At 39.2% G+C, this 21,969-nt stretch carries 19 protein-coding genes; 8 read left to right on the top strand and 11 right to left on the bottom strand.

Annotated features, from left to right (window positions below):
* Positions 1-150 precede the first annotated feature (150 nt).
* Together purB and AACV00_RS11945 are read left to right on the top strand one after the other, a co-directional pair.
* Entirely contained in the window at positions 151-1,518 is a 1,368-nt protein-coding gene (gene purB / locus AACV00_RS11950; RefSeq protein ID WP_004252122.1) for an adenylosuccinate lyase, read from the top strand.
* Between the two features lie 70 nt (positions 1,519-1,588).
* Positions 1,589-2,968: an MmgE/PrpD family protein gene (locus AACV00_RS11945; protein ID WP_004252118.1), complete on the top strand. Its 1,380-nt coding sequence runs from the start codon at positions 1,589-1,591 to the stop codon at positions 2,966-2,968.
* 120 nt (positions 2,969-3,088) lie between these two features.
* Here AACV00_RS11945 and AACV00_RS11940 read toward each other — a convergent pair whose 3' ends face one another.
* Positions 3,089-3,997, bottom strand: coding sequence for a LysR family transcriptional regulator (locus tag AACV00_RS11940; protein WP_004244494.1), 909 nt, complete (start codon positions 3,995-3,997; stop codon positions 3,089-3,091).
* A gap of 263 nt (positions 3,998-4,260) precedes the next feature.
* Here AACV00_RS11940 and dinG point away from each other — a divergent pair, with 263 nt between their 5' ends.
* Entirely contained in the window at positions 4,261-6,369 is a 2,109-nt protein-coding gene (gene dinG, locus AACV00_RS11935) for an ATP-dependent DNA helicase DinG (protein WP_004247579.1), read from the top strand.
* Between the two features lie 60 nt (positions 6,370-6,429).
* Here the strand turns inward: dinG and dps are convergent, their stop codons facing one another.
* Both dps and rhtA read right to left on the bottom strand, forming a co-directional pair.
* Positions 6,430-6,936: a DNA starvation/stationary phase protection protein Dps gene (gene dps, locus AACV00_RS11930; protein ID WP_004244496.1), complete on the bottom strand. Its 507-nt coding sequence runs from the start codon at positions 6,934-6,936 to the stop codon at positions 6,430-6,432.
* A gap of 277 nt (positions 6,937-7,213) precedes the next feature.
* A complete protein-coding gene (gene rhtA / locus AACV00_RS11925) occupies positions 7,214-8,104 on the bottom strand; it encodes a threonine/homoserine exporter RhtA (protein WP_004244497.1) in 891 nt (296 codons plus the stop codon).
* Between the two features lie 348 nt (positions 8,105-8,452).
* On the opposite strand from rhtA, the gene AACV00_RS11920 reads away from it, so the two are divergent.
* Both AACV00_RS11920 and AACV00_RS11915 read left to right on the top strand, forming a co-directional pair.
* A complete protein-coding gene (locus tag AACV00_RS11920; RefSeq protein ID WP_004244498.1) occupies positions 8,453-9,031 on the top strand; it encodes an LOG family protein in 579 nt (192 codons plus the stop codon).
* Positions 9,032-9,040: 9 nt separating this feature from the next.
* On the top strand, positions 9,041-9,505 hold the full coding sequence (locus AACV00_RS11915; protein ID WP_004244499.1) for a GNAT family N-acetyltransferase: 465 nt from the start codon (positions 9,041-9,043) through the stop codon (positions 9,503-9,505).
* Between the two features lie 63 nt (positions 9,506-9,568).
* Here the strand turns inward: AACV00_RS11915 and AACV00_RS11910 are convergent, their stop codons facing one another.
* The 3 genes from AACV00_RS11910 to moeA form a co-directional block, all read right to left on the bottom strand.
* Positions 9,569-11,269 (bottom strand): amidohydrolase, encoded by a 1,701-nt coding sequence (locus AACV00_RS11910; RefSeq protein ID WP_049257433.1) that lies wholly within the window; start codon positions 11,267-11,269, stop codon positions 9,569-9,571.
* Between the two features lie 256 nt (positions 11,270-11,525).
* Positions 11,526-12,293, bottom strand: a complete 768-nt coding sequence (gene moeB, locus AACV00_RS11905; RefSeq protein ID WP_036971803.1) for a molybdopterin-synthase adenylyltransferase MoeB — start codon at positions 12,291-12,293, stop codon at positions 11,526-11,528.
* 5 nt (positions 12,294-12,298) lie between these two features.
* On the bottom strand, positions 12,299-13,540 hold the full coding sequence (gene moeA / locus AACV00_RS11900) for a molybdopterin molybdotransferase MoeA (RefSeq protein WP_004252107.1): 1,242 nt from the start codon (positions 13,538-13,540) through the stop codon (positions 12,299-12,301).
* A gap of 214 nt (positions 13,541-13,754) precedes the next feature.
* Between moeA and AACV00_RS11895 the strand changes: the two genes are divergently transcribed.
* The 3 genes from AACV00_RS11895 to yeiB all read left to right on the top strand — a co-directional run bounded on the left by AACV00_RS11895 (position 13,755) and on the right by yeiB (position 16,893).
* On the top strand, positions 13,755-14,924 hold the full coding sequence (locus AACV00_RS11895) for a YbfB/YjiJ family MFS transporter (protein ID WP_004244503.1): 1,170 nt from the start codon (positions 13,755-13,757) through the stop codon (positions 14,922-14,924).
* A gap of 145 nt (positions 14,925-15,069) precedes the next feature.
* The gene (gene folE, locus AACV00_RS11890) at positions 15,070-15,732 is read left to right on the top strand and encodes a GTP cyclohydrolase I FolE (protein ID WP_004244504.1); all 663 of its coding nucleotides are present in this window, start codon (positions 15,070-15,072) and stop codon (positions 15,730-15,732) included.
* 9 nt (positions 15,733-15,741) lie between these two features.
* Positions 15,742-16,893, top strand: a complete 1,152-nt coding sequence (gene yeiB / locus AACV00_RS11885) for a DUF418 domain-containing protein YeiB (protein ID WP_087726652.1) — start codon at positions 15,742-15,744, stop codon at positions 16,891-16,893.
* Here yeiB and sanA read toward each other — a convergent pair.
* The 5 genes from sanA to AACV00_RS11860 all read right to left on the bottom strand — a co-directional run bounded on the left by sanA (position 16,890) and on the right by AACV00_RS11860 (position 21,924).
* Entirely contained in the window at positions 16,890-17,615 is a 726-nt protein-coding gene (gene sanA, locus AACV00_RS11880; RefSeq protein ID WP_004244506.1) for an outer membrane permeability protein SanA, read from the bottom strand. The two genes, yeiB and sanA, sit on opposite strands and share 4 nt — an antisense overlap.
* 134 nt (positions 17,616-17,749) lie before the next feature.
* The gene (locus AACV00_RS11875) at positions 17,750-19,447 is read right to left on the bottom strand and encodes an NAD-dependent malic enzyme (RefSeq protein ID WP_004244507.1); all 1,698 of its coding nucleotides are present in this window, start codon (positions 19,445-19,447) and stop codon (positions 17,750-17,752) included.
* 214 nt (positions 19,448-19,661) lie between these two features.
* Positions 19,662-20,546, bottom strand: coding sequence for a cytidine deaminase (cdd, locus tag AACV00_RS11870; RefSeq protein ID WP_049198735.1), 885 nt, complete (start codon positions 20,544-20,546; stop codon positions 19,662-19,664).
* A gap of 215 nt (positions 20,547-20,761) precedes the next feature.
* On the bottom strand, positions 20,762-21,463 hold the full coding sequence (locus AACV00_RS11865; protein WP_004247587.1) for a CidB/LrgB family autolysis modulator: 702 nt from the start codon (positions 21,461-21,463) through the stop codon (positions 20,762-20,764).
* Positions 21,457-21,924 carry a CidA/LrgA family protein gene (locus tag AACV00_RS11860; protein WP_004247588.1) on the bottom strand — a complete coding sequence of 156 codons (468 nt, stop codon included), beginning with the start codon at positions 21,922-21,924 and terminating at the stop codon, positions 21,457-21,459. Before AACV00_RS11860 ends, AACV00_RS11865 begins: the two co-directional genes overlap by 7 nt.
* Positions 21,925-21,969: the final 45 nt, after the last annotated feature.

Below are 21,969 nucleotides of genomic sequence, written 5' to 3'. Positions count from 1 at the left end.
AATTTTTAATTGATTAGAAATTCTTTAAATTAGATTAAAATTATCAAAGTGTTTTTATTAAAATTCTATTGCATAAATAAAGTAACAAGCTAACAACTCGTTTTATTTTAAAAACGATTTTTTATTATTCTTTTAACAGGGGAAATAATTATGGGAACTAGTGTGTTTGATTCTGTTTTATTAAAAAACTTATGGTCAACAGAAGAAATGAGAACTATTTTTTCTGACAAAACTAGAATGCAAAATTGGCTTGATTATGAAGCAGCATTAGCAATAGAACAAGCTGAGCTTGGTTTAATTCCTCAAAAGGCGGCTGAGGTTATTGTACAGAGTGCAAAACTTGAAAAATTAGATATGGATTATGTATTAGAACAAGTTCGTCTTACTCGACATCCATTAGTACCTACTATTCGAGGCTTAGAATATGCTTGTTCTGAACATTATGGAGAATATGTTCATTTTGGGCCGACAACACAAGATGTTATTGATACAGGCTTAGTGCTACAACTTAAAGCTGCTCATCAAACTTTTTTACGTGATATTAAAATATTAGGTCGTTCATTACTTTCTTTAAGTGAAAAACACCGCAATACACCTATGGTTGGACGCACTTTAGCGTTACAAGCGTTACCAATCACATTTGGGCATAAAACAGCAATTTGGTTGACAGAGTTAGCGCGTCATTATCAACGACTTAAAGAGGTGGAACCTCGTCTATTTGTTGGCAGTGTAGTCGGTGCTGTCGGGACTAAAGCTTCTTTAAGCGATAAAGCTGATGAATTAGAAAAACGCGTATTAAAACGCTTAGGATTAGGTATACCGGAAATCTCATGGCAACCAGCACGTGATAGATTTAGTGAATATGGTATGTTAATTGGATTAATTAGTGGAACGTTAGGGAAAATAGCTAACGAGATCTTAATATTAGCACACAATGAAATTGATGAGCTTTCAGAGCCTTTTGGTAAAGGGCAAGTTGGCTCTTCAACTATGCCACATAAACGCAATCCAGCTATTGTTGAAAATGCCGCCTGTGTAAGTAATACCTTAAAAGCTAATCTTTCTGTATTAACGGATATGATGAAACATCAACATGAACGTGATGGTGCTATCTGGAAGATGGAGTGGAAGATTATGCCAGAAATGTGTCTGATGTTATCTGTTATCTTGGATAATATGAAAACAGTACTAGGTGGGCTAAATGTTCATGTTGAAAAAATGCGTCACAACATGGATATCTTAGGTGGGTTTATGTTAGCAGAACGTGTGATGTTTGCTCTGTCCGATAAAGCAGGCAAACAAACTGCTCACGAAATTGTGTATGAAGCGTCAATGTCTGGACAAGAAGAAGGGATTACTTTCGTAGAAGCTATTAATCGTGATACTCGTATTCGTGACCATATTTCACAAGAAGAGTTAAATGCTTTGCTAGATCCAACTACCTATGTTGGTAATGCTCCTGAGCAAGTTGATCGTGTAGTCGCTCAAACAAAAGCTTCCGGCTGGTTAAATGATTAATTGATGGAATGAAATCTCATAAAAAGCCAGTGATAACTGGCTTTGTTATTATCAGCATTGAGGTATTTATATGACATTGAGTCAGCATGTAGCTAATTTTATTACTACAACGACATTTTCACAGCTTCCAACGCAACTGATAGCTCGAGCCAAATTACATTTATTAGATACATTAGGTGTAGCACTTGCAGGGAGTACACAATCTAGCTCGAAACAAGGACGTCATGGGATTACTCTTTTACCCGATAGCCAAGGTAAGATCCCCATTTGGGGAAGTATGCAGACAGCTAATACCACTGCAGCAGCCTTAGCCAATGGTATTGCTGCACATGCATTAGATTTCGATGATACACATACTGATTCTATTACTCACGGTAGTGCTGTATTAACACCGATAGCTTTTGCGTTAGGGGAAACATTAAACGCCTCAAATGAAGAAATATTAACGGCTTGGGTTATTGGTTGGGAAGTCGCTGCACGGGTTGGTTTAGCGAGTCACAGTGGTTTCCATCAACGTGGATTTCATGCAACGGCGATTGCTGGGATCTTCGGTGCAACAGCATGTGCGGCTTCATTATTAAAACTTACGTCACAGCAGGCGGTAAATGCGTTAGGACTAACGGCAAGTCAAGCAGCGGGTATCGCTGAATATCTGACTAATAGCTCATCGGCAAAATGTTTTCATGCCGGATGGGCCGCTCAATCCGGTATTATTGCAGCCTCGTTAGCTAAAGGGGGAATGACTGGGCCTGAGACAATATTTGAAGGGCGATACAGTATTTATCATACTCATGGGATCAGCGAGCAAGCGATCCCTGAACAAGTTGCACAAGGATTAGGTGAACAATGGGAGTTTTTAAATGTTTCAATAAAACCTTATCCGGTTTGCCATTTTGCTCATGCTACTGTTGATTGTGGACGTCGTTTACTTAAAAGAGGGATCAGTGCGGAAGAAATTGAACAAGTAGAATGTGTGATTGATCCAGTTGCTGCTGCATTAATTTGTGAGCCACTCGAAACAAAATGGGCGCCAAAAACAGCTTATGGGGCAAAATTTAGCTTACCTTGGTTATTTGCTATTGGTTTTTTGGATAATGCGTTAACTTTATCATCGCTTTCAGCGGAAAACTTACAGCGTAACGATATCCAACTATTGGCGAAAAAAGTGAGCTATCGTTATCCATCAGAAAATGAAATTCCCTTTCCGAGCTATTTTCCTGGATTAATCTTTGTTAGATTGAAAAATGGGCAACAATTAACTGAAAGGATCGATATTCAGTATGGTAACCCTGAAAATCCGATGGTTGATACGGATGTAATAGCGAAGTTTTATGATAATGCCAAGTGTGTAATGAAAAAGACACAAGCTGATCAACTGATTGAAAATATAATGAATTTTGAAAATATACCTATTTCATTACTTACACAATTATTACGGGTAGAGGCATAACTCTTTTATCTGCATCCACAGGGACAAGATAATGAATCTGATACCTTTTGTTTAAATGAGTTGCACCTGATAAATGGCACTGACAATTTATTGTAGTGCCATTTTTGTTTCCTTAATGAGTTAGTGGTTTTGAAGGGTAATATCTGCGTGATTAATGACTTCATTCTGCTCATTTTTTAATGAATCAAATAGTATCTGAGCTGCTTTACTCGGGCTATTGGCATTAAGATAAAGGTTATAACGAATAGCAGGTAATGGCGGTAATCCCTCTTTTTCACCCAAAATACGTAAATCATCACCAGAAAGCTCGATAGAGCGTGCCATTATACCTAAACCAGCACGAACGGCCGCTCTGGCACCAGATAAGGTGGTGGCAATATAGGCAATGCGCCAGCGAATATTTTGTTGATCAAGGTGATTTATCATCATATCACGGTAAGTACTTGGTTCATCAAGAACCACTAAAGGTAACGGTTCGTCAAGATCAAATCTAAAATGTTTACCGCAATACCATAACGAAGGCGATACGCGTAAGACAATTTTAGGATAACCGACATGCTCTTCTGTAGAAATGGCTAAATCGACCTCATTATTTTCCAACATTGACATTAAAAAAGGGCTACGTTTAACAATAATCTCCATAATTAAACGAGGATAAGCACCTGAAAAACGAGCAAGTAGATCGGGTAAGATTGTGTTTGCTGTATCATCGGGAGAGCCAATCTTTAATATTCCATCAATTTCTTCATGCAATAAAGATAAACATGCTTCATCATTAATGCGCAAAATCCGCCGAGCATAATTAAGCAGTTGAGTGCCTGCTTCGGTTAATGTTTTATTTCTCCCTTGTCGAGCAAAAAGCTCTTTACCTATTAATGACTCAAGGCGTTGCATTTGTTGGCTGACTGCAGATTGTGTTCGGCAAACTGATTCAGCGGCTGCGGCAAAGGTGGAACCATCGGCAACAGCAACAAAAGTTCTGAGTAGGTCTAACTCTAAATTAAAAATAGGGCGCTTTGCAGAAGTCATTTTATTATCTCTTAATTGGTGTTGTGGTGCGAAATAAAACGCAAGAGGTATTATTTTTATAAAGGTTAATAAAGTTCTTTTTAATTGGCATACCGCTCTCTTTCATACTATGAAGAGTTGGATCAATAATCTATAACACCGCTCAATAAATTCGTAGGGTTACGCAGTATTTGATGAAAAAGGCGAGTAAGTGCAGCTGACTACTGATTTTTATACAGTGTTATGCGACAATAACGCTTATTTTAATGACGAATAGAGTAGTTATGTCCCTTTCTCAATCTGTAAAAATGCAAATCAGCCAATGGTATAAAGCATTACCTGAGCATATTGAAGGCTTTATTCCACGAGCGCCTCAGCGCGAAATGATTGCTGAAGTTGCGAAGACATTTTCTGATGAAACGGGGCGACATCTAATTATTGAAGCGCCTACCGGAGTAGGTAAAACACTCTCTTATCTTATTCCTGGTATTGCTATCAGTCGGGAAGAGAAAAAACCACTGATTATCAGTACGGCGAATGTGGCGCTACAAGATCAAATTTACAGCAAAGATCTGCCTTTACTAAAAAAAATTATTCCAGACCTGACTTTTACTGGGGCTTTTGGGCGAGGTCGTTATTTATGTCCCCGTAATTTAGAGGCAATTTGTGCAACAGAAGGCGAGCAAATTGATTTAATGTTCTTGCTGGAAGATAAAGTTGATGTCGCAACCAGTGCGGAAAGGGAGATTTGCCAAGAGTTAAAGCACGATTTTACCAGCTTTGGTTGGGATGGTTTGCGTGATCACCATAAACGAGCATTAACGGATAGTTTATGGCGCAAGATTAGCACAGATAAAATGAATTGCTTAGGTCGTAATTGCCAATACTATCATCGCTGTCCTTTTTTTCTGGCCCGTCGAGAAATAGACGAAGTTGATGTGGTTATCACCAATCATGCTCTTGTGATGGCTGCGATGGAAAGTGAATCGGTGTTACCTGATGCAAAAAATATTTTATTAGTATTGGATGAAGGGCATCATATTCCTGATGTTGCTAGAGATGCGCTTGAAGTTGAAGGGGAAATAACCTTATCGGCATTAAATATGCAACTTGATAATATGACTCGTCATGTCAGCCAATATTTAGCACAATTTATCCCAGTCAAACCACCCAAATTAGCCGATCCCATTCGTTTTGATGCTCATATTGCAAAAATGCGCGAAGCCTATCAAGACGTTGAACATTTTACCCGCGCGTTATTGCCTGAGCGCAGTGAAAATGATGAATATTTATTTCCATTAGGTCAATTACCTGAACAATTACTATTATGTTGCCAAGACTTATTTAAGCTAACCGATGGTTTAAAAATGTTAGGTGAGTCGATTCTTAACGACTTAACTGAGCGAACAGCAAAAGAAGATGTTGTACGTTTACATCGCGCGATTTTAACCACCAGCAGAATGGTTGGTTATCTGGAAAATATGGCAAAACTATGGCGACTTGCGACATTAGAGCAGACATCAAAAGCACCCGTTTCGAAATGGCTTACTCGTCGTTATGATAAAAAGCAGTCACATCTCTATTTACATTGTGCTGGTATTCGCGTTAGTGAACAGTTAACACAATTATTATGGAAAAATATTCCTCATGTGGTGATCACTTCTGCCACACTACGTTCATTAAACAGTTTTTCGCGTATTCAAGAGCTTACAGGACTAAGCGAACACTTTGATGATCGTTTTATTACCTTGTCATCGCCTTTTACACATGAAAGGCAAGGGAAACTCGTTATCCCTAAAATGCGTTATGAACCGACAATGGCGAATGAAAAAGCGCATTTAAAAGAGATGGCACGCTATTTTCGTCAAGGAATGGTAGAAAACCACCATCGAGGGCAATTAGTATTATTTAGTAGTCAACGGGCGATGGAAGGTTTTTTAGAGGAAGTTAAAGATCTACGTTTGAGTCTTTTAGTCCAAGGAGATCAACCGCGCTATCGTTTAGTGGAGACACATTGTAAGCGTATTGATGCGGGCGATAATAGTGTGTTAATTGGGTTACAATCTTTTGCTGAAGGATTAGATTTAAAAGGTGACTATTTAACGCAAGTACATATTCATAAAATTGCTTTTCCACCTGTTACTGATCCGGTTATTGTGACGGAAGGGGAATGGCTAAAATCACTGAAACGTTATCCTTTTGAAGTGCAAAGCTTACCAAGTGCATCATTTAATTTGATCCAGCAAGTTGGGCGTCTTATTCGTAGCCATCATTGCCATGGTGAAGTTGTTATTTATGATAGACGTTTATTAACGAAAAACTACGGTTCACGGCTATTAACCGCGCTACCTGTCTTTCCTATTTATCAGCCAGATATACCTAAAACAGAATAATAAAAAGGCTACCTATATTGGTAGCCCTTTTCAGTAAGAAGCATGTGATTAAGTAAGCAATTAGTTTTCAATATTTGCTTCAATAAACCATAAGAATTTATCTAGATCACGGGATGCTGCGGTAAACATATCAGCAGTATCTTCATCTTCAACTTCATCAATCGCTTTACGAATATCATTAGCGACTACCGCATAGCGATCAGCCAATGCTTTAAGGTGATCTTGCACATCATGAATATCGAGTGGATAGGCTTTTAAAGGTGTTTTTTTACTGACAGTTTGTGGTGTACCAAGGACTGTGCCACCTAATTGTACTAAACGCTCAGCAAACTCATCAGTATGTTCATTGATGGTATCACGGAAACCATCTACCATTTCGTGTACGGCAATAAAGTTTCTACCGCGCATATTCCAGTGTGCTTGTTTGGTAATGAGAGACAAATCGATAAACTGAGTCACCATTTGCTGCAGTAGTTCGATAGTATGCAGTTTAACACTGTCATCAACATTATTACGGGTATAAAGCAGGGCTGAAGGTGTGGATTTGACTAATTTAGCAGTACTCATAATCGTTCTCCCTAAATAATTAATAACTCAATATCTTAATTTCTGTTAATTATGATAGTGGATTATTAATGGTTAGTCTTATCGCTTGCTACTATTAAATTGATAGGGCATTACTAATAAAAATGTCATCTATCGAAATAGCCTATTTAGAATAAGACAATATGCTTAAAATAGCAATGTTAGGGAAGTAAAGTTATTATTTAATAAGTAAAAAGAGATCAACTGATCTCTTTTCATTTAATATTTTATTTATTAATAAGTTAAACTGTATAAATATTTATTCTACTTTTTCAATTTTGGTTTTTCTTTTCATGGTTGCAGTGGAACCAATTGACGCTAACACAATAAATGCCAACGCAACCCATTGTATTAACGTTAAATGTTCATGTAAGAAAATAATACCAATAAAAGCCCCCATACAAGGCTCTAAACTCATCAATGTCCCAAAGGTTTTTGCCGGTAAACGGGTAAGTGCAATCATTTCCAAAGTATAAGGAAAAGCGGTAGATAAAATCGCAATAGCTAATCCAATAGGTAATATAGACCAACTAAAAACTAGCTCAGGGCTACTTTGTAGCATACCAATAGGGAAAAAGATAAAGGCGGCAATAAGTGAGCCAATAGAAACTGTCGCTGCGCCATAGCCTTTTCCTGCACGTTGTCCGAAAACAATATACAATGCCCAACCGACACCCGCACCTAATGCATATAAAATGCCTAGGGGATCGAGTCCGTGAATATTATCCCCAATCGGCAGTAATAACCCTAATCCAGCAATCACTAAGATTATCCATAAAAAATCGATTGCTCTGCGTGAAGAAAACATCGCTACCGCAAGCGGTCCCGTAAACTCAAGTGCTACTGCAATACCTAATGGAATAGTTTCAAGAGCCAAGTAGAATAAGTAGTTCATTGCCCCTAATGATAAACCATATAAAAATAGTGGCATTATGGCACTACGAGAAAAGCTTAGACGCCATGGTTTAAAAATAAAAAACAGGATCAGAGTACCTAGAAAAAGGCGTAATGCTGTGACTGCGGGGGCGCCAATAACAGGAAACAGGCTTTTTGCCAATGATGCGCCACTTTGTATTGATAGCATAGAAAGAAGCAAAAGAAGCACAGGGTAGAACACCTGTAATTTAGCTGAGTGTCTGGCTGACAACATCCTGAAAAACCTCGTCAAAAGTAAAGCGTTGAGTACTCTGTTATCCTATATAACAAAGGATCACATAATATAAAGTAAATTTGTGATTTTTAATATAGTTATTTATTAATTATTTATTAATAACACAACTTAAATTATTTTAGTTTAGGGATAGTTTAATAATATTAAAATATATTTGGAAAATACAGTAAGGATGAATAAAAACAATCAAATTAAATGTGTATTATTAATAAAACAAACAGAGAGATATATTATAAAAGCGATAAAATAATTTTTTTTGACCTTTTTTATAACTGAGGGGTTCAGTATAATTTTTCACTCGTTTTAACTAGCTAAAGAGAATTAAAAATGAATAAAATAAAGTCTATTGCCGTGTATTGTGGTTCAAGTTTAGGCGCTTCACCAATTTATAAACAACAAGCGATTCTTTTTGCTAAAGAGCTGGTTAAACGTAATATCACTTTAGTTTATGGTGGTGCCAGTGTAGGAATTATGGGCACGCTCGCGGATACCGTTTTACAGGAAGGGGGTAAAGTTATTGGTGTGATCCCAACGCTATTAGAAGGGCGTGAAATCTCACATAAAAATCTGACAGAACTCCATGTCGTTGAAACTATGCACCAACGTAAAAGTAAAATGATTGAACTCGCGGACGGCTTTGTGGCACTGCCGGGGGGTTTTGGCACATTAGAAGAGTTCAGTGAAGTGTTTACTTGGAGCCAAATTGGCCTTCATCAAAAGCCATTAGGTATATTTAATATTAATGATTTTTATCAGCCATTACTGGCTATGATAGATAAAATGGTAGATGAAAAATTCTTACATGAAAAATATCGTCATATGGCGATTGTTGAGCAATCACCTATCCAGTTATTAGATAAATTTGAAAGTTATATTGCCCCTTCGATTAAAACCTACGATAAATAAAGGTAGAGCATGATAACCATAAGAAAAGCTGTACTTTCTGATGTTGAGCAGATTAATACCCTGTATGGCTATTTATTTGCTGAGATGGCGAAATTACAGCCAGAAAGATTAAAACCGGGTAAACAAGATGAAGCATTTATTATTAATGGCATTAAAAATGATAAATTTCATCTGTTAGTGGCTGAGTTAGAACAGAAAATTGTCGGTTTTACTATTGCCCAAATACAAGAGACACCGCTATTTAACTGTTTAGTACAGCGTAAATATGCCTATATTTTTGATATTGTTGTTGACCCTTCTGTTCGTGGACAAGGGGCAGGGGCATTGTTGCTAAATGCTATGAAGGCGTGGGCAAAACAACAAAAAATGACCCACCTAGAGCTTTCAGTATTGGCTGAAAATGCCGATGCTAAACGTTTTTATCAGCGAGAAGGGTTAAAAGAAGTCAGTACCGTGATGGGTATTGCTTTGTAAGTTTCGCTTAATCATGGCAAAAATAAACCCGCTGAGTGCGGGTTTATTAATTATGTTATTCAGCTAAATTGTGGGTTTCCCCGCAATTATCGTACACAATACCCTGACATTTTCAATATCTTCTGCCGATATTTCAAACAAGTTTCTATCTAAGACAATAAAATCGGCGAATTTCCCTACTTCTAATGAACCAATCTGTTTATCCATATCTAGTGCATAAGCGGCATTGATGGTGGCGGCTCGTAATACTTCGATTAAGGTGAGATTGCGATCATTATCTAAACGTGGCTGAGAGGGATCTTTTTGTCGAGTCATGGCAACTTTAAAGTCATACCACTCATTTAATGGATCAATCGGCCAATCACTGCCAAATGCGACAGTCACTCCCGCATCAATAAATTTACCGGCGGTTTCTAGATATTGGCAACGTGCTTTGCCTAACATTTCAAGATCTTTATCAATATTATGTTGCTCTACGCCAGCCCATTGAAAGGAGAGAAAAGGGTAGGTATTTAATTGGGCAAAGCGCGCATAATCTTTTTCACACATTAATTCGTTATGCGCAAGGCCGGGGCGAATATCTTTTTCTGGCAAGGCTTTGCGCATTTCACTAATGGCATCAAGTGCGACACTAATCGCCCCTTCAGCGACGGTATGAATATGAGGATGATAACCTGCACGGCTAATCTCAGTGACTAATGGCGTCAAGATTTCAGGTGAAAAATAGAGATCGCCAACATGCTCTGAATCTTGCCAATGGGGCGTTTCATCCGTACCGACATTAATACGATAAGGGGCGTGTAAACGGGCTGTCATAATCGGCGCTTGTAATACACCATCAAGAAAAAGCTTAATATGGCGAATAGCGACACTGGGTTGCGCGCCTTGGCTGATTTGATGCCATTGAGAGAATCGTGTTATTGCTTGTTGTACAGCATGAGGAATAGCTGCAATATCAGCCACATCATCAGGGGTAATTTCAACCGCATTCTCAACACGAACCGTTAATTCACCCGCTTCTCGTAAAGTATTAAAGGCACGTAATTGTGGCTCACCAACACGTGCATCCATGATAGTCGTTACCCCTTGTTGATTGAGCAACTTTTGTACATGGCGTGCGATTTGTAGATTTTGCTCTGCTGTTAAAGGCGGTAGACTATCAATAGCCTGCATAGCTGGCGCATCTTCAAGAATACCAATAGGTGTTCTATCACCATCACGTTCAATATTGCCATCAGGTGGATCGGGGGTTTCAGCCGTAATATTTAATAATTCTAGTGCGCGGGAATTTGCTAATACGCTATGACAATCACTAGAAAAAAGTAAGATAGGACGAGACGTATTTAAGCTATCAAGGTGATAACGCGTCATTTGTATCCCTTCCGGTTGCATCCCTTCACGATACCATGCTGACACTTTCAACCAAGCTGTATCACTATCGATGGGATCAGCATCAAGATAGCGTTGGATACGCGATAGAATTTCATCGATTGTTAAGGAGAGGTAATCAAGGTGACAACCTGCTAATGTGGCTCCCCCCCAAAATGGATGCATATGAGCATCAATAATGCCGGGCATCACCATTTTCTTCTGTAAATCGATATGCTGTGTTTTTTCATTACAGTAAGCAAGTAAATTCGATTTTGTGCCTGTTGCAATAATAATGCCTTGGGAAACAGCGATAGCTTCGACGAAATTGTTACTATTATCAGCGGTATAGATTAGGCCGTTATAATAGAGTGTGTCTGCAATTTGAAATGTCATTCTTCTACCTTGTATAGCTTTTTTGGCGATGATGGCTAATTTTCGGTACTGATTGGGCATCCTATGAAGTTTTGATGCGGGCGGTCATATTAGAATTAAATGACGCTCAATACTACCTACGTGTTACATTGATTTAACTAACTGTTTTATCAACGGGCGAAAATAATAGGATAAACCGCATAGAATACCACTATATGGAAGAGAATAAGGTAAGCAGAACCGATAGCTACTTACCCTATTAAAATATTAGAAGGGGTCAATTATCGGGTAAATTAGCCGCACATACATCACAGTGTGGATTTTTAGGTAGCTTAAATTCACGAAATTGCATCCGCATAGCGTCAAATATTAATACTTTGCCATGTAAAGTTTCACCATAACCAGTGAGTAATTTGATGGCTTCAATGGCCTGTAAAGTGCCAATAGTACCCACAACAGGGGCCATAATACCCGCTTCAACACAAGTGAGTGCATTATCACCAAAAAGATGACTTAAACAGCGATAGCAAGGTTCATCATCTTGATAGGTAAAGACGCTAATTTGGCCTTCCATACGAATGGCTGCACCAGATACTAAGGGTTTTTTCTGCACAAAACACAGTCGATTTAGTTGTTCGCGGATAGTGACATTATCTGTGCAATCCATTATCAGATGATGTTGGCTGATTAATTCAGCCAGTGCTTTATCTTCAAGTAGTGCATCAACCGTATCTATCTGTACATGGGGATTAATCGCGTTTAATGTTGTTTTAGCTGATAAAACTTTCGGCTGACCAATGGTGCTATCGCGATGCAGGATCTGGCGTTGAAGATTGGACAGTGAAACGGTATCAAAATCTAATAGTGTCAGTTTGCCAACACCTGCGGCAGTGAGATATTGCGATACACTACAGCCTAATCCCCCAACACCGACAATCAATACAGAAGCACCTTTCAGTGCTTCTTGACCGTCAAAATCAAAGCCTCTTAACACAATTTGGCGATTATAACGCAGCGTTTCTTCATCGGTTAATTCTATACTCATAAACACTATTCGCTTTTTAGCAGAGGATTAAATAGCTCAATAGTGACGGTTTCACCCGCTGCAACTTTACCACGCTCTCGCTCTAAGACGATAAAACAGTTTGCAACACTAAAGGAGCTATATACGTGAGAGCCTTGATGTCCCGATGTGGTTACTTGCCATTCACCATTTTCATTAATACTGGCGATACCGCGTTGGAAATCCAGACGACCGACAGATTTTTTTAATGGTGAACAGGTTTTAGCATGGAAACGCTGTGGTGCTCGCCACTGACTAAAACCAGATAAACGGGCAATTAAAGGCTGTACTAATTGGTAGAATGTCACTGTTGCTGAGACAGGATTACCCGGTAATCCGCAGAACCAAGCATTATGTAAGCGACCAAAAGCAAAAGGTTTACCTGGCTTAATGGCTAATTTCCAAAAACCAATTTCGCCTATTTCATCTAAAATTTGTTTAGTATAGTCCGCTTCACCCACAGAAACTCCGCCACTGCTAATCACTAAATCCGCTTGTGCATCAGCGGTTTTAAAAGTTTCTCGCAGTTTTTCTGGCGAATCTGGAATAACGCCTAAATCAAGCACATCACAATCTAATTTTTCCAACATTAAGCGTACGGCAAAGCGGTTAGTATCATAGATTTGCCCCGCTTTTAATGGTTGGCCAATAGTTTGCAACTCATCACCCGTTGAAAATACGGCCACTTTTAATTTGCGGTAAACATTAATATTGGCAATACCGAGTGAAGCAATAAGAGGTAACTGTGCTGTAGAAAGTTTTGTTCCTGCGGCTAAGACGATATCGTTTTGTTTTATATCCTCACCAATACGACGAATATTTTGTCCAAGCTTGGCCGGATGTGGAAAAAGAATACCGTTGTCAGTCACTTGTGTTTCTTCTTGCATAATAACGGTATCGACACCTGCGGGTATCATGGCTCCGGTCATGATACGAACACATTGTCCTTGTGGTAATTCACCTTCAAAAGGGACTCCAGCAAACGCTTTGCCTGCAATAGGTAAAGGAGATTGAGTGTTTAGATCCGTATAACGTACACCGTAACCATCCATGGCAGAATTATCGAAAGGAGGTACATTGAGTGGTGAAGTGATGTGCTCACTTAAGATATAACCTGCTGCCTTATGCAAAGGGATACTAAGGGTATCTGTGATTGCCACCGGTTTTTCAAGTAATTTTTCTAGCGCCTCATCAAGGGATAACAAACCGCTAACCTGACATTGACTCATTGTATACTCCAAATCTATCGAAATGTTCTGTTTTATTTCATGATACTAATCTATCACGATGAAGCACATCATGTTAGCGATCATCTCATCAGCAAAAAAAGAAAATATTACTCAACATAAAATGTTAACTATTTAAAACAAAACTGTTAGTTAATGTGTTAATAATATTGTTGTATTTTAAATGTAATAAATAACATCAATACAATGGAGCCTTATGAATACCTCAACCCACCCAAGCCATTCAGCACAAGCCTTTCATATCGCTTTTAGTGGTTTCCTTGCTTTAGTTGTTGCTATGGGGATAGGGCGTTTTACTTTTACGCCTCAAGTACCGCTAATGATTGCGGACACACAACTGACATTAACCAGTGCCAGTATTGTTGCTGCATTTAATTATCTAGGATATTTAGCTGGTTCATATGATGCGATGAAAGCAACTAAAGGTGTGGGCTATCGGCTTTGGGGGGGATTATGGGGAGCGGTGATCATTACACTGCTTAGTGCGGTACTTAATGATGCTTTAACTCATAGTATTGCCCGTTTTTTTATTGGTTGGGCAAGCGGTTGGACATTAGTGCTCGTTGCTTCGTGGGCAAATGAAGTATTAGCCCGTTTAAATCGCCCGGCATTAAGTGTGGCAGTCTATGCAGGAACAGGGGCGGGGATCTTTATTAGTGGCCTTCTTGCGGTATTCATTCTCAAGTGGCAGATGAGTGCGACAACAGGTTGGTTGATTTACGGTGTGTTGGCATTTATTTGTGCAATTTATGTGAGCTATCATTTACCCAAACCTTGGTCAATTAATCGTGAGCAAGTCAAAGTAGAGCCACTTATCTTAACGCCGGCGATGAAAAAATTGATTTGGGGTTATACCTTTGCGGGCTTTGGTTATATTTTACCTGCAACCTTTTTATCTCAAATGGCGACGGAACGTTTTCCCGGTAGCTTAGTTGCTCAATTTGTCTGGCCTATTTTTGGTGCTTCCGCAGCTTTATGTATTGGGATCGCGATACTGACACGTAATGTCCTTAATACACAATTACGATTGGCGATAACACTATGGTTGCAAGCACTGGGGATCATCATTGCCGAATGGCTACCCACAATTACAGGTCTTGCTATTGGCGCATTTTTAGTGGGGGGAGGGTTAATGTGTGCGGTGCAATTGGCATTTTTACGTGGTAAAGAGTTGGCACCTGATCATGCTCGTTATATGGCAGGATTATTAACAACATTTTATGCTATTGGACAGCTAGTTGGGCCTCTGGTTTCCTTCCTTTCAACGGCGTTAACGGGAAGACTAGAGCCGGCATTATATGTCGCCTTTGTGATATTGATCATCGGCGGTATTTTGGTTTGTATGAAAGAAAACAATAAAGGGTAAAACAATAAAAAATGACAAAAAAGCAATAATTTCATAACCAAAAATGCAGTATTGCTGGATAATGTGATTCAGCTCATCTAAAGTGTAACGGTTATCGTTGAATTAGGTAACAGAGACTTAATTAATGTGTTTATCGGAGAGTCCAATGTCATCAACATTAAGTAAAGAGGCGCAATGGGTACATGCCGCGTTAGTGGAGCGTGGTTTGGAAACGCCTCTTCGTGAGCCAAAACTTTCACCCAGTGAGAGTAAACAACAAATTAAACATCACATGACGGAAGTGATGAAATTGTTAAACCTAGATTTAAGTGATGACAGTTTAGCGGAAACGCCACATCGCATTGCGAAAATGTATGTTGATGAAATTTTTTCAGGCTTGGATTATCACAACTTTCCTAAAATCACCCTGATTGAAAATAAAATGCAGGTTGATGAAATGGTCACTGTTCGTGACATCACATTAACCAGTACTTGTGAGCACCATTTTGTCACTATTGATGGTAAAGCAACGGTTGCTTATATTCCTAAAGATAAAGTGATTGGTTTATCAAAAATTAACCGTATTGTGCAGTTCTTCGCACAACGCCCTCAAGTGCAAGAGCGTTTAACGCAACAAATATTGATTGCCTTACAAACGCTATTGGGGACGAAAAACGTTGCTGTCTCTATTGATGCCGTTCACTATTGTGTAAAAGCAAGAGGCATTCGTGATGCAACCAGTGCAACCACCACAACTTCATTAGGTGGACTATTTAAATCTAGCCAAAATACTCGCCAAGAGTTTTTGCGTGCTGTACGCCATCTTTGAGATGAATAAATGGAACAAAGTTCACGTCAACGCATCGACGCTTTAGATGCGTTGAGAGGAATAGCGATCCTTGGCATCTTATTACTCAATATCTCAGGTTTTGCCTTATTAAGAGTTGCCTCATTTAATCCTATGCATTCAGGAGAGGCGACTTTTGCGGACAAACTTACTTGGATGGGGCTAAATTTATTTACCCAAGGAAAGTTTCTGTTTATTTTTGCGCTGCTATTTGGCGGAACACTTTATTTATTATCTCAACGCTCTGTTGCTTGGAACGTCTCTCGCCTAATTATTCTGGCATTAATCGGTATTATTCATACCCTATTACTATGGGAAGGGGATATCTTATTTCCTTATAGTATTTGCGGATTATTTGTTCTCTTTTTTATTAAAGCATTACCTATTAAGCGGCAATTTATCCTTGGGCTGCTGCTCTATTTATTTGGCGCGATTATTTTAGCTTTTTTATTTTATTACTATCGTGATTTTGTTGAAATAGTTTGGTATAGCTCTGACTATTCCGCCATGATAGAGACTAACTGGAAAACCGGAAACTATATAAATAGTATCTACTGGCGATTAGATGAACTGAGTGATTTTATTTTTAATTTAGTTCGTCAATATAGTTGGTTTTTAATTGGCGCCATGTTAATGGGGGCGGCGTTAATGGCATCCGGTTGGTTACAACGATGCTATTCACAGTCTCATTATGGTTTGATAGCGGTTTGTTTTTTAGTCATAAGTTTACTTTTCCAAGGGACGCTTGTTATTACCGATTATTATTTAGATTGGCATTATATGTGGTCTGCGGTAGTGGCTCAGCCTATCACCATGGTGATCCAAATTATTCAAAGCTTAGGTTATATTGCTTTACTCTATTGGGCATGGCCTTATATTCAACACAGTTTTATCGCCTATGCTTTACGTTGTGTGGGGAAAATGGCGCTTACCACCTATTTACTACAGAGTATTATTGGCACGACGCTTTTCCAGCGGATGGGGTTATTTAACCAATTTACTTTATTGCAGCTTATGCTATTTGTGATGGCTATTTGGGGGATAAATATTATCTTTGCTGTAACGTGGTTACGCTATTTTTCTCAAGGGCCAATCGAGTGGCTGTGGCGCCACTCGTCAACAGGGTTAGCTAAACGCTTTTAACTGTTTTTGCCATTGTTTAATGGCAACGCTTCTACCTCTTGTGGTGAAACCGCCGGATAGCCCTTAATATCATCAGGAATATTTTGTACAGCAGGTATCGCTTCTGGTGGACCTAGAAAACGCGGTTCGCGTTTTAATATATAGAGATCGACAACTGCACCTGCTCTGGCTAAAACTTCACGTACACGCACCTTAAACATACTCTTCGGCGAAGCAACAGCAAAACACTGGGCATCAATGCCTTTTTCAAGGGCAATAAATACGGCTCGTTCGCAATGGAAACGCTGAGTGATAATAGTAAAGCCATCTGTTCCAAACACTTCTTTTGTGCGTACTACCGAATCTAAAGTTCTAAATCCAGCAAAATCCATAACGATACGCGATGCCGGTATGCCTGCTTTAATTAAATCTTTACGCATCGTATTGGGTTCATTATAGCTATGCTGTGCATTATCTCCACTGAGTAACAGATATTGCACTTTGCCGCTGTTATAGGCATTAACAGCACCTTGAATACGATATTGATAAAATTGGTTAAGATAGCCTGTGGTGTAATATTTAGCAGTACCTAATACCATGCCTACTTTTTTGGCGGGTAGTTTATCTATATCTTCAAATATATAGGGGCTAGTTTTTACACCTATCCAGCGATCACAAGCAATTAATGCCACCGCAACTAAGATAAAAAGGGTCAAAAAGAGATAAATGAGGCGCTTTAGCATATCCTTGCCTTAATGACTCAGGGTTTTCTAATAGGTTAAAGGCTACTTGAGCACTAATTGGGAAGCAAGAAAAAAGCGCGCTATTAGTGATAATAGTGCGCTTTTCAGAATGAAACCTAATGATTTTAACTCAATTAGAATGACGTTCTCTTGTAAATACGGTATTCAGGCTCCCAATAGTTACGTTCAATCGCTTCTTCTAAAGCAGAATCAGACGTGACCGTTGCAACACCTTGCACCTGTGCTTCTTTGGCAACTTGTTTAGCAATATAACGTGAAACTTGTTGAATATCGGCTAATAAAGGTAATAGTGGGCCATCGCCTTCTTTTGCCATAGGCGAGCAATCGGCTAACGCACGGCTTGCAACCATTAACATGGCATCAGTAACACGCTTTGCACCACTTGCAATAACGCCAAGGCCAATACCTGGGAAGATGTATGAGTTATTGCATTGTGCAATAGGATACACTTTCTCTTTATAGGTGACTGGGGCAAATGGACTTCCTGTAGCAACAAGAGCTTGTCCATCAGTCCAATTGATAATATCTTCAGGACGCGCTTCAACACGAGACGTTGGGTTAGAAAGAGGCATCACGGTAGGACGTTCACAATGCTTATGCATTTCACGAATAATCTCTTCAGTGAAAAGTCCTGCTTGACCAGAAACGCCAATCAGAATGGTTGGCTTAGCATTTTTAACCACTTCTAACAGTGAAATTGCATCCGTTTCTGTTTGCCAATCGGCCAGCGTTTCGCTTTTTTGAATAAGCTTGCTTTGGAAATCGAGTAAGTTTGGCAGTTTATCCGTTAACAAACCAAAACGGTCAACCATAAAGATACGTGCACGAGCTTGTTCGTCGCTTAGTCCTTCAGACTTCATTTGTGCAATAATTTGCTCTGCAATACCACAACCGGCTGAGCCTGCACCTAAGAAAGCGACAGTTTGATCTTTTAATTGACGCCCCGCAGCACGACTTGCCGCAATTAGACTACCTAATGTCACAGCGGCAGTACCTTGAATATCATCATTAAAGCAACATAATTCATCACGATAACGATTTAATAACGGCATGGCATTTTTTTGTGCAAAATCTTCAAATTGCAGCAGTACATTTGGCCAACGACGTTTAACGGCTTGAATAAATTCATCGACAAATTCGTTATATTCATCTCCGGTAATACGTGGATGGCGCCAGCCCATATAAAGTGGGTCATTTAAACGTTGTGGATTATTGGTGCCAACATCCAGTACAACGGGTAAGGTATAAGCGGGGCTTATTCCACCACAAGCGGTATATAAAGAGAGTTTACCAATAGGAATACCCATACCACCGATACCTTGGTCACCTAAACCAAGGATACGCTCACCATCTGTGACCACAATCACTTTTACGTTTTGTTTGGTGGCGTTTTGTAGCATATCATCAATATTGGCGCGGTTAGGGTAAGAGATAAAAAGTCCACGCGCACGGCGGTAAATATCAGAGAAGTGCTCACAAGCTTCACCTACTGTGGGGGTATAAATGATGGGCATCATTTCAGTAAGGTGAGATTCCAACAGACGATAAAATAGCGTTTCATTGGTATCTTGGATATTTCTTAAATAGATGTGTTTATCGTTATCATTTTTAAAATCAAGATATTGACGGTAAGCGCGTTCCACCTGCTCTTCAATGGTTTCTACTGCCTCAGGCAGTAAACCATGAAGGTTAAAGGTGCTGCGCTCTTCTTCGCTAAAAGCACTACCTTTATTTAACAGGGGAAATTCAAGCAGGATTGGGCCTGCATACGGGATATAGAGAGGACGTTTACTTTCGTGTTCCAGTTCCATGAAAAATACTCTTGTAAGGCAGTTAGTCACATGACAAGTGTAGATCCTACAAAATAATAAAAATATGTACAGCTTATGTTATTTTTTTATGATTTTTCTGCTTAGAAATGAGAGATAGATACAATTGTTATGACTTTTTCTGATAAGCATCAGCAAAAATTTACATGCTGATGCTTTTTTATGAGGACAATTTAACGGTATAAGTTAAAAAATGTTACAAAGTGACACGCTGTATTTGGCGGCAACCTAAAGCTGTTAATGTTGCTTGTGTGGCATCCCACTGAGTTAATAGGCTGTCTGCTTTTTCAATTAATATTGCAGACTCAATATCCATAACATTTTCACCCGCCATATTTAATGCAATAAGTGCCGCTTGTAATGGTGGCATACTAGGATTGAATGCGGCATTTTCAGCATAACTACCTTGAAAGATCTTGCCGCTTTTCATCTGTACAGCAATACCACTGTGAGAATGGCTGTAAGGGGCATGACTACGATTTATTGCTTGTAGTGCCTGTTGTGCTAGTTGGCTAGTGTTATTTATTTGATAACCGTGATTAACTTTATCCATCAGTAGGGTAGTGATATTGAGATCTTTAGGGCCAAAGCTATCAGGTAAGTAGTCACCTAAGGTCGCCACTTTTCGGCCTGGGAGATGGATTGCAATATGAGTGCCGCTATTTAGTTCGTTCATAAACTGACGACAATGACCACAAGGGGTATAGTTAACTGTGATGGCAACTAAACGAGACTCACCGCGTAACCAAGCATGTGTAACCGCACTTTGCTCTGCGTGTACCGTTTGTTGTAATGGGGCGCCAGCAAACTCCATATTTGCCCCAAAATAGAAGTGGCCGCTTTCACCACGAGCAATGGCACCCACATTAAAATGAGAGATAGGTGTCACAGCACAAGCGGCTGCAACAGGCAGTAATGCGAGGGCTAACTCATCATCATTACATTGTAACTGTGTTTTTAACGCATTAACTTGTTCTGCAGTGAACATTGCCGGAAATTCATCCTGCTCAAGATAAGGCGTAAGTGCTTGTTGTAATTGAGGGGATAAATCTGACCAAATTGCCTGAAAACGAGTATGCATATAGGTGTCTCCCATTAATCTTCTGCTATTGTAAGATTTTAGGCATCTTTACCTATTCTTATATGTGATTAAAATCATATTTTCAATGAAACTATTGCAACTGAATGATTAATTGGGAGATGCATCTCAAATTTATAGTAAATTGATTTTAGCATTAGCATAAAAAACCTTCGCTCTGAACGAAGGTTTTTTATGTGTTCTCTTGATTTAGCTAATTAGCTAAAAAGGTGCAAAATAAAAGGAAAAATAAAGGGTGCAGTAAGTGAAGTAATAATACCGCAAGTCATTAATGCTAATGAACTATATGCCCCTTCAATATAATCGATTTCAGCTGCTCTTGCAGTACCCACTGCGTGAGAGACTGTTCCCATCGCTAAACCACGAGAAGCGTGAGTTGGAATACGTAATATTTTAAATAGCGTATGACCAAAAATGGCACCTAAAATACCTACTGCAATAACACATGCAGCACTGATTGCAGGAATACCACCTATGGAATCCGCAACAGCCATTGCGATAGGGGTTGTTACCGATTTAGGCAAAATGGAGGCGGCAATTTCAGGAGTAGCGCCAGCCCATAATGCAATCGCTGTACCACTAGCCATGGCGGCGATACTACCAATAAAGCAGATACTAATTAACGATTTCCATTGTGCGCGTATTTGGTGTAATTGTTGATATAAAGGAATAGCTAAAGCAACAACAGCTGGTTGCAACAAGTCGTTAAGGATACGACTTCCGGCAAAATAATCCTCATAAGCGGTGTGTGTCACTAATAAAATAGGAATAATAACAACAATAGCAATCAATAACGGATTTAAAATAGGCCATTTAAATCGAGCAGCCAGTTTACGTGCTAAGTAGAAAATAATAAGTGTTAGCGGTAATGACCACCAAATATTCATTAATATTAACATTTTTTCTTCTCACTTAACGCTCTGTCGTCGTCTTGTTGTTCTGCTAATTCTACATCCTCTACTTTATCGGGTTTAGCACCGATAATAGGACGTTCACGATGCACGTAATGTGAGCAGTAAGCGACTAGCGCCATCACCGCAAAGGTACTGACAACACAGGCCAGAACAATAGGAAAGAGTTGTTGGCTTAATAAATTATAATAGTTCATTACACCCACCCCGATAGGAATAAAGAGCAATGACATATTTTTCAGTAAAATATTACCACCGGGTTTTACCCAACGTAGTGGAATAAGCTGGAAGGCAAGTAAACCAAATAGAATAAGTAGTCCAACAATACTGCCTGGCACCGCGAAAGGTAATAAGGCTGAAATAAGATTACCGGCAAAAAGACAAAGATAAAGTATAAAAAATGATCGTATATAGTGCCAGATTGTAATCTGCACCCGCTTAGATTTCATAGATATGTGTCCTAAATCAACTGACGTATTTATCATACACCAATT

It is taken from the genome of Proteus sp. G3927 (genome assembly GCF_963894685.1).
GTDB lineage: Bacteria > Pseudomonadota > Gammaproteobacteria > Enterobacterales > Enterobacteriaceae > Proteus > Proteus mirabilis.
The sequence above is the reverse complement of the archived record's forward strand: the minus strand, read 5'-3'. Positions and strand labels throughout refer to the sequence as shown.

Coding starts and splice junctions, on each gene's coding strand:
- purB (WP_004252122.1), top strand. CDS start 151: ATGGGAACTAGTGTGTTTGATTCTGTTTTATTAAAAAACTTATGGTCA.
- AACV00_RS11945 (WP_004252118.1), top strand. CDS start 1,589: ATGACATTGAGTCAGCATGTAGCTAATTTTATTACTACAACGACATTT.
- AACV00_RS11940 (WP_004244494.1), bottom strand. CDS start 3,997: ATGACTTCTGCAAAGCGCCCTATTTTTAATTTAGAGTTAGACCTACTC.
- dinG (WP_004247579.1), top strand. CDS start 4,261: ATGTCCCTTTCTCAATCTGTAAAAATGCAAATCAGCCAATGGTATAAA.
- dps (WP_004244496.1), bottom strand. CDS start 6,936: ATGAGTACTGCTAAATTAGTCAAATCCACACCTTCAGCCCTGCTTTAT.
- rhtA (WP_004244497.1), bottom strand. CDS start 8,104: ATGTTGTCAGCCAGACACTCAGCTAAATTACAGGTGTTCTACCCTGTG.
- AACV00_RS11920 (WP_004244498.1), top strand. CDS start 8,453: ATGAATAAAATAAAGTCTATTGCCGTGTATTGTGGTTCAAGTTTAGGC.
- AACV00_RS11915 (WP_004244499.1), top strand. CDS start 9,041: ATGATAACCATAAGAAAAGCTGTACTTTCTGATGTTGAGCAGATTAAT.
- AACV00_RS11910 (WP_049257433.1), bottom strand. CDS start 11,269: ATGACATTTCAAATTGCAGACACACTCTATTATAACGGCCTAATCTAT.
- moeB (WP_036971803.1), bottom strand. CDS start 12,293: ATGAGTATAGAATTAACCGATGAAGAAACGCTGCGTTATAATCGCCAA.
- moeA (WP_004252107.1), bottom strand. CDS start 13,540: ATGAGTCAATGTCAGGTTAGCGGTTTGTTATCCCTTGATGAGGCGCTA.
- AACV00_RS11895 (WP_004244503.1), top strand. CDS start 13,755: ATGAATACCTCAACCCACCCAAGCCATTCAGCACAAGCCTTTCATATC.
- folE (WP_004244504.1), top strand. CDS start 15,070: ATGTCATCAACATTAAGTAAAGAGGCGCAATGGGTACATGCCGCGTTA.
- yeiB (WP_087726652.1), top strand. CDS start 15,742: ATGGAACAAAGTTCACGTCAACGCATCGACGCTTTAGATGCGTTGAGA.
- sanA (WP_004244506.1), bottom strand. CDS start 17,615: ATGCTAAAGCGCCTCATTTATCTCTTTTTGACCCTTTTTATCTTAGTT.
- AACV00_RS11875 (WP_004244507.1), bottom strand. CDS start 19,447: ATGGAACTGGAACACGAAAGTAAACGTCCTCTCTATATCCCGTATGCA.
- cdd (WP_049198735.1), bottom strand. CDS start 20,546: ATGCATACTCGTTTTCAGGCAATTTGGTCAGATTTATCCCCTCAATTA.
- AACV00_RS11865 (WP_004247587.1), bottom strand. CDS start 21,463: ATGTTAATATTAATGAATATTTGGTGGTCATTACCGCTAACACTTATT.
- AACV00_RS11860 (WP_004247588.1), bottom strand. CDS start 21,924: ATGAAATCTAAGCGGGTGCAGATTACAATCTGGCACTATATACGATCA.